The sequence below is a fragment of the Streptomyces sp. NPDC004561 genome, assembly GCF_053602155.1.
In genome coordinates this window covers 1-6,736 of the sequence record NZ_JBSGDB010000468.1, presented here as the reverse complement: position 1 = coordinate 6,736, position 6,736 = coordinate 1, and the positions used below count along the sequence as shown (strand labels likewise).

Here is a 6,736-nt window from a genome sequence, read left to right as displayed (position 1 = left end):
CGGGACCTAAGGCGAGGCCGACAGGCGTAGTCGATGGATAACCGGTTGATATTCCAGTACCCGCGACCGGCAGCAGCCCCTCACCCGACGTCATCGTGCGACCCCCTCCGCTTCGGTGGCCTCCGCGTCCCGGGCGACCAGGGCCCGGTAGCCCGGCTCCCGCGTCAGCAGCTCGCGGTGCGGGCCGCTCGCCGCGACCTTCCCGTCCACCAGGAACACGACCGTGTCCGCGCGGTCCAGCACCAGCGGGGAGGTGCTCGTCACCAGCGTGGTACGGCCCTCCCGCGCCGCCCGCAGCCGTTCGGCCACCATCGCCTCGGTGTGCGCGTCCAGCGCCGAGGTCGGCTCCACGGCCAGCAGCACCTCGGCGTCGGCCAGCAGCGCCCGCACCAGCCGCAGCCGCTGCCGCTGTCCGCCGGACAGGCTGCGGCCCTGCCCGGCCACCATCGAGTCCAGCCCGTCCGGCAGCCCGCGCACCACGTCCTCCGCGGCGGCCGCGTGCACCGCCCGGCGCACGGCGGCCTCCCCGGCGGTGCGCCCGGCGGCCACCACCTCCCGCAGCGGCCCGGCGAACAGGTCCGCCTCGTTGTCCGCGACCAGGACACGGGTGCGTACGTCGGCCAGCGGGACCGCGTCCAGCCTGACCCCGCCCCAGGTGGCGTCGGTGCGCCCGTACCGGCCGAGCCGGTCGACCACGGCCGCGGCCTCGGCGGGCCGGGCGGCGGCCAGCGCGGTCAGCCGGCCCGGCACCACCCGCACACCCGACGCGGGATCGCGCAGCTCGGCCGGCCCGTCGGGCGCCGGCAGCGTGCCCTCGTCCGGCTCCGGCGCCAGCCGCAGCAGCCGTACCACCCGGCGCGCGGCCACCACGCCCCGGTTCAGGTCGTAGGCCATCTGCACGAAGAACGCCACCGGCCCGATCAGCACCGCGACATAGCCGTACACCGCCACCAACTGGCCGACGGTGAGCTGCCCCTGGGCCGTGAGGCGGGCGGCGAGCCAGGTGACCACGGCGAGGAACAGCGTGGGCAGGCCCACCCCGAGCGCCTGCACCCAGCTGGCCGCCGCGCCCACCCGGTAGCCCTGCGCCCGCAGCCGCTGCGAGTCCGCGCGGAAGGCGTCCGCGAACAGCCCCTTGCCGCCGAGGCCGTTGAGGACGCGCAGGCCGCCCGCGAGGTCGCCGATGCGCGCGGCGAGCACCCCCTGCCGTTCCCGGTACTCGCTCTCCGCGCCCTGCAGCCGCAGCGTGAGCGGCCCGGTGAGCAGCGCGATCACCGGCGCCCCGAGCAGCACCACCACGGCGAGCGACACCGACTCGCTCACCAGCAGCCCGGCCACCACCGCGTACACCACGACCGAGCCGACGCCCGGTCCGACCACTGTGAGGGCCTGCGCCAGGGTCTGCACGTCGCCGACCCCGATCGTCACCACCTCACCGGCCCCGGCCCGGCGCGCCAGCGCGGCCCCCAGCCGCATCACATGCGCCACGACCACCTTGACCGTACGGAAGTTGGCGTCCATCCGCGCCCGGGTCATCATCCGGTGCCGCATGATGCTCAGCCAGGCGTTCACCGCCCCGACCACGAACATGGCGACCGTCCAGCCGGCCAGCACACCCGTGCGCCCCGGCACCAGGCCGTCGTCCACGGCCCGCGCCATCATGTACGGCTGCGCGGCCATCAGCACCATCCAGGTGCTGCCCAGCAGCGCGGCGGCCAGCGACCGCCCCGGCTGGCACCGCACCAGCCACCACAGGTACCACCAGCCGCCGCGGATGTCGGGCGTGCCCGGATCCTCGTACGCGTCGATCATGCGGCCCCCGATCGGCTCGGCCCGGCCGGGACCCGGCGGCCCGACGGCAAACCTCGAAGCTATCGAGGGTGAGGACGATCGCTCCAGCGAATAAAGCGAACAAAGCGGGGGAGCTAGCCGAGGATGCCCCGGTCGTACCCCACCGCCACCGCCGCCGCACGGTCGTTGACGCCCAGCTTGGCGTACAGATGGGTCAGATGCGTCTTCACCGTCGCCTCGCTGATGAACAGCTCGCGGGCGATCTCGCGGTTGGACGTGCCCCGGGCGACCAGCGCCAGCACCTCGCGTTCGCGGGCGGACAGCGGTTCGTTGCCGGGGGAGCGGACCGCCTGGACCAGCCGGGAGGCGACGGCGGGGGAGAGGACCGTACGGCCCTCGGCGGCCGCGCGCACGGCGTTGAACAGCTCGTCGCGCGGGGCGTCCTTGAGGAGGTAGCCGGTCGCGCCCGCCTCGATCGCGGGGAGGGTGTCGGAGTCGGTGTCGTAGGTGGTGAGGACCAGCACCTTCGCGCGGGCCCCGCGCCGGGCCAGCTCGCGGATGGCGGCCACGCCGGAACCGCCGGGCATGCGCAGGTCCATGAGGACCACGTCGGGGTCCAGCGCCGCCGCCCGCTCCACCGCCTCGCCGCCGTCGGCGGCCTCGCCGAGCACCCGGAAGCCCGGCGCGGATTCGAACATGCCGCGCAGGCCGTCCCGGACGACCGGATGGTCGTCGACGATCAGCAGCGAGATGGGGGAGTCAGCGGTCATCGCGGACCAACGGTACGCGAGCCGACAGCGCGGTGCCGTGGCCGGACTCCGACTCCACGGTGAGGGAGCCCGCGATGCGCTCGGCGCGGGCCCGCATGCCGGCCAGGCCGAAGCCGCCGGTCCGGGTGCGGGCCGGGACGACGGCCGGATCGAAACCGGTGCCGTCGTCGCGGATGTCGAGGGTGACCTCGTCGCCCATGAAGGACAGCGTGACCCCGACCCGGGTCGCGCGGGCGTGCCGGGCCGCGTTGGACAGCGCCTCCTGGGCGATGCGCAGCAGGGTCGCCGACACCTCGTCGTGCAGTTGCTCTGCGGTGCCGGTGACCGTGAACTCGGCGCGTGTCGCGGTGCGTTCGCCCCATTCCCCGACCGTCTTCTTCAGCGCCTCGGGCAGCCCGCCGGAGGCCAGCTCGACCGGGGCCAGGTTGTGCACCGAACGGCGGGCCTCGCCGAGGCTGTGCCGGGCGAGGCCGGAGGCGCGCTCCAGATGGGTGCGGGCGGTGGGCAGGTCGGGGGCGTTCGCCACCACCTGGAGCTGGGCGATGATCCCGGTCAGGCCCTGCGCGATGGTGTCGTGGATCTCGGCGGCGAGCCGGCGCCGTTCGTCGGCGACGCCCGCCTCCCGTGCCTGGACGAGGAGTTGCTCGTGCAGGGCCGCGTTCTCGTCCAGGGCCTGCTGCAACGCCGTGTTGGTGCGCTCCAGTTCGGCGATGGTCTCGGCCTGCACGCCGAGGCGTGCCTGCTCCTGCTCGGCGAACCGGGTGAACACGCCGACCATGCCCATGTTGACGCCGAGCACGAGGAAGAAGCCGAGCCACAGGATCAGCCCGTGCGGCGGCATGCCGCCCATCTCGCTGCCCGACATGGTGACCGCGGTCAGGAAGAGACCGGGCATCACCAGCCGGCGCGGCAGCTCGCGGACGGCGGTGTAGTAGCCGATCACGGCGTAGAAGGCGAAGAACGGGTTGAGAACGTTGAGTGCGAAGCCGATGGCCCAGCGCAGGAAGTAGAGGCAGGCGCCGGTCCGGCTCGGGCCCGGCCGCCTCCGCTTCATCCGCCCCCAGTACACCTGGAGTACGGCGCCCGCGGCCACGAGCGCTCCCGCGACGGCCATCGCGGTGTGGCTCATGCCGACCGGGCGGGCGGACAGCGCCCCGGCGACGACACCGGCGGCCATCAGCGCGTAGGGTCCCCAGCTGTCGAAGCAGGCCCGGGGCATCGGCGGCACGGCGTCGGTCATGGCATCAGTGTCCTGCACGGCTCGTTCGCTCCTCTCCGCCCGGCCACCGGTCACTCCCAGCGGAACCAGCGCGCCGCCGCCGCCGTCAGCAGCACCGTCCACGCCGCGAGCACGCCGAGGTGTTCCCAGCCGGGCCAGTGGCCAGCGGCCGCCTCGTTCAGGGCGCGGGCCGCCGCGCCGAACGGGGTCAGGCCGACCACCCGGGCCAGGGTGTGCGGCATCTGCTGCACCGGCAGCCACACGCCCGCGCAGAACATCATCGGGAAGAACACGGCCGAGCCGATCGCCGCGGCGATCTTCGTGGTGCGCGACACCGCGGAGACGACGGAACCGAGGGCGAGGGCCGCCGCGGTCGCGAGGAGCAGCGCCAGCAGGTAGCCGCCCGCCTGCTCCGGCAGCTTCACGTCGAAGGCGATCCGGCCCACGGCGAGCGCGAGCAGCGCCGAGCCCAGCGCCACCGTGCCCTGCACGGCCATCTGCGCGGACAGCAGGGCGGAGGGCCGTACCGGGGTGAGCCGCATCCGGCGCAGGATGCCCCGCTCCCGGTGGCCGGTCAGGGCCTGGGGCAGCGACTGCACACCCGACATGATCAGCGCGATCAGTACGGCGATGGGCACATAGGCGTCGACCGGCCGCAGCCCGCCGAGGGACTTGTCGGCCTCCCGGAACGACGGGATCGAACCGAGGATCACCAGGAGCAGCGTCGGGAACAGGAAGATCCAGAAGACGGCTCCGGGCTCGCGGCGGAACAGACGGAACTCGGTGCGCAGGACGGCGGTGTTCATGCCGTGGCCTCCTTGGTCAGGTCGAGGAACGCGTCGTCGAGGGTGGCGTCCAGGACACGGAGCTGATGGGCGGTGACGCGGTGCCGGGCGAGCAGGGTGATGACGGCGTTGACCGTCTCGTCGGTGCCGGAGAGCGTGATCCGGCCGTCCTTGCGCTCGATCGAGGCCAGCGCCGGGAGAGCGGCGAGGTCCTGGTCGTCCAGCGGGGCCGACGGGGTGAAGCTGATGACGGTGGCGCCCGCCGAGCGGCGGATCAGCCCGGCCGGCGTGTCCAGGGCGGCCACCCGCCCCTTGTCGATGACCGCGATGCGGTCGCACAGACGCTGCGCCTCCTCCATGAAGTGGGTGACGAGCAGCACGGTGACCCCGCTGTCCCGGACCTCCTCGATGAGCCGCCAGGTGTCGCGGCGGGCACGCGGGTCCAGGCCGGTGGTCAGCTCGTCCAGGACGACGACGCGCGGACCGCCGATGAGGGCCAGCGCGATGAACAGCCGCTGCCGCTGACCCCCCGACAGCTTGGCGAACCGGGTGGACAGCTTGTCGGTCAGGCCGAGGCGCTCCGCGAGGGGACGCCAGTCGGCGGGCCGCGGATAGAAGGCCGCGTACAGCTCCAGCGCCTCGCGCACGGTGAGTTTCGGCTGGAGTTCGCTCTGCTGGAGCTGGGCGCCGAGGAGCCCGGCGACCTTCTCGTGGTCCGCGACGGGGTCGAGCCCCGCGACCCGGACCCGGCCGGCGTCGGGCTCCCGCAGCCCCTCGACGCACTCGACGGTGGTGGTCTTGCCGGCGCCGTTCGGGCCGAGGATCCCGAAGATCTCGCCCTCCTCGACGGCGAAGGAGACGCCGTCGACGACGGCCCGGCCGCCGTAGGACTTGCGCAGATCGGTGACTTCGATGACGGATGGCATGCTCCGAGGGTCCCGGCCGGGCGAGATCCGGCACATCGCCCGGCCCGCTCGAAGCGGCATCGTCCGATCGGTTGACGCCGGCCTACGACCCCCTCGTACGGTCCCTCGAACGCGCAGGTCGTAGGACCAGCGGCGGACCGGGGTCCGGCCAAAACCCGGTGGGCGATGTCAGTGCCGGTCCGTACGCTCGCCAGTGATGCCCACGACACGTGCAACCACCGAGGACCGTTCCGCCGTACGCACCCTGCTGCGCCTGTGGCCGTACGTCCGGCCCGTACGCGCCCGGCTGTTCACCGCGGCCTTCGTCGCGGTCGTCGCCTCCTGCGCGGGGCTGGTCATCCCGCTCGTCCTGAAGTGGATGGTGGACGGGCCGGTCGCCCACCGGGACCCCGCCGGGGTCTGGCTCGGCGCCCTGTACCTCTTCCTCCTAGGGATCGCCGAGGCGGTCCTGTTCGGCATACGGCGGTGGCTGGTGGCCCGGCCGCTGTCGCGTGTCGAGGCGGAGATGCGGGCGGCCCTCTACCGGCGGCTGCAGCGGCTGCCCGTCGCCTTCCACGACCGCTGGGCGTCGGGCCAGTTGCTCTCACGGGCCACCACCGACCTGATGCTGCTGCGCATGTTCCTCGCCTTCCCGCTGACGTTCCTGCTGGTCAACGGAGTCACCATCCTCGTCGGCGTGGTCATCATGCTGATGCAGGACCGGGTGCTCGGCCTGGTCGTCCTGGGGCCCGCCGTCCCGGTGCTGTGGACGTGCGTGGTGTTCGAACGGCGCTACGCGCAGGTGGCGCGGCGCGCGCAGGACCAGGTCGGCGACCTGACGACGCTGCTCGAGGAGAGCGTGCTCGGCATCCGCATCATCAAGGGCTTCGGCCGGCACCGCAGCCAGGCCCGCGCCTTCCGCGACATGTCCGGCACCCTGCGCGGCACCGAGCTGCGCAAGGCGCGGCTGCTCGCGACCATCTGGGGCGTCATCGTGACGCTGCCGGAGCTGGCGATCGGGGCGGCGCTGGTGCTCGGGGCGGTCCGGGTGGCCGACGGCGACCTGTCCACGGGCACCCTGGTCGCCTTCCTGAGCACGGCGCTCGCCCTGCGCTGGCCGGTGGACTCCATCGGCTTCCTGCTCGCGATGAGCCAGGAGGCGGCGACGGCGACCGAGCGGTACTTCGAGGCGATGGACGAGCTGCCGGAGGACGGGCCGGCCGGGGACGGGCCACGCGGCACGGCGCGCGAGGGCGCGCACCGGCC

At 73.8% G+C, this 6,736-nt stretch carries 6 protein-coding genes; 1 reads left to right on the top strand and 5 read right to left on the bottom strand.

All coding sequences use genetic code 11. The annotated features are described in order from the left end of the window. Positions 1 to 90 precede the first annotated feature (90 nt). The 5 genes from ACWEN3_RS37990 to ACWEN3_RS37970 all read right to left on the bottom strand — a co-directional run bounded on the left by ACWEN3_RS37990 (position 91) and on the right by ACWEN3_RS37970 (position 5,491). Entirely contained in the window at positions 91 to 1,812 is a 1,722-nt protein-coding gene (locus ACWEN3_RS37990; RefSeq protein ID WP_452980761.1) for an ABC transporter transmembrane domain-containing protein, read from the bottom strand. A 113-nt stretch (positions 1,813 to 1,925) separates the two neighbouring features. Continuing rightward, positions 1,926 to 2,561 (bottom strand): response regulator, encoded by a 636-nt coding sequence (locus ACWEN3_RS37985; protein ID WP_452980759.1) that lies wholly within the window; start codon positions 2,559 to 2,561, stop codon positions 1,926 to 1,928. Beyond that, positions 2,551 to 3,801, bottom strand: coding sequence for a sensor histidine kinase (locus ACWEN3_RS37980; RefSeq protein ID WP_452980764.1), 1,251 nt, complete (start codon positions 3,799 to 3,801; stop codon positions 2,551 to 2,553). The genes ACWEN3_RS37985 and ACWEN3_RS37980 overlap by 11 nt, the downstream gene beginning before the upstream one ends. 50 nt (positions 3,802 to 3,851) lie before the next feature. Continuing rightward, complete coding sequence (locus ACWEN3_RS37975) at positions 3,852 to 4,586, bottom strand: ABC transporter permease (RefSeq protein ID WP_452980756.1); 735 nt, start codon at positions 4,584 to 4,586, stop codon at positions 3,852 to 3,854. After that, complete coding sequence (locus tag ACWEN3_RS37970; protein WP_452980754.1) at positions 4,583 to 5,491, bottom strand: ABC transporter ATP-binding protein; 909 nt, start codon at positions 5,489 to 5,491, stop codon at positions 4,583 to 4,585. Before ACWEN3_RS37970 ends, ACWEN3_RS37975 begins: the two co-directional genes overlap by 4 nt. A gap of 196 nt (positions 5,492 to 5,687) precedes the next feature. Here ACWEN3_RS37970 and ACWEN3_RS37965 point away from each other — a divergent pair. Beyond that, positions 5,688 to 6,736: ABC transporter transmembrane domain-containing protein (locus ACWEN3_RS37965; protein WP_452980751.1), on the top strand; the 1,049-nt coding region annotated here is incomplete at its 3' end.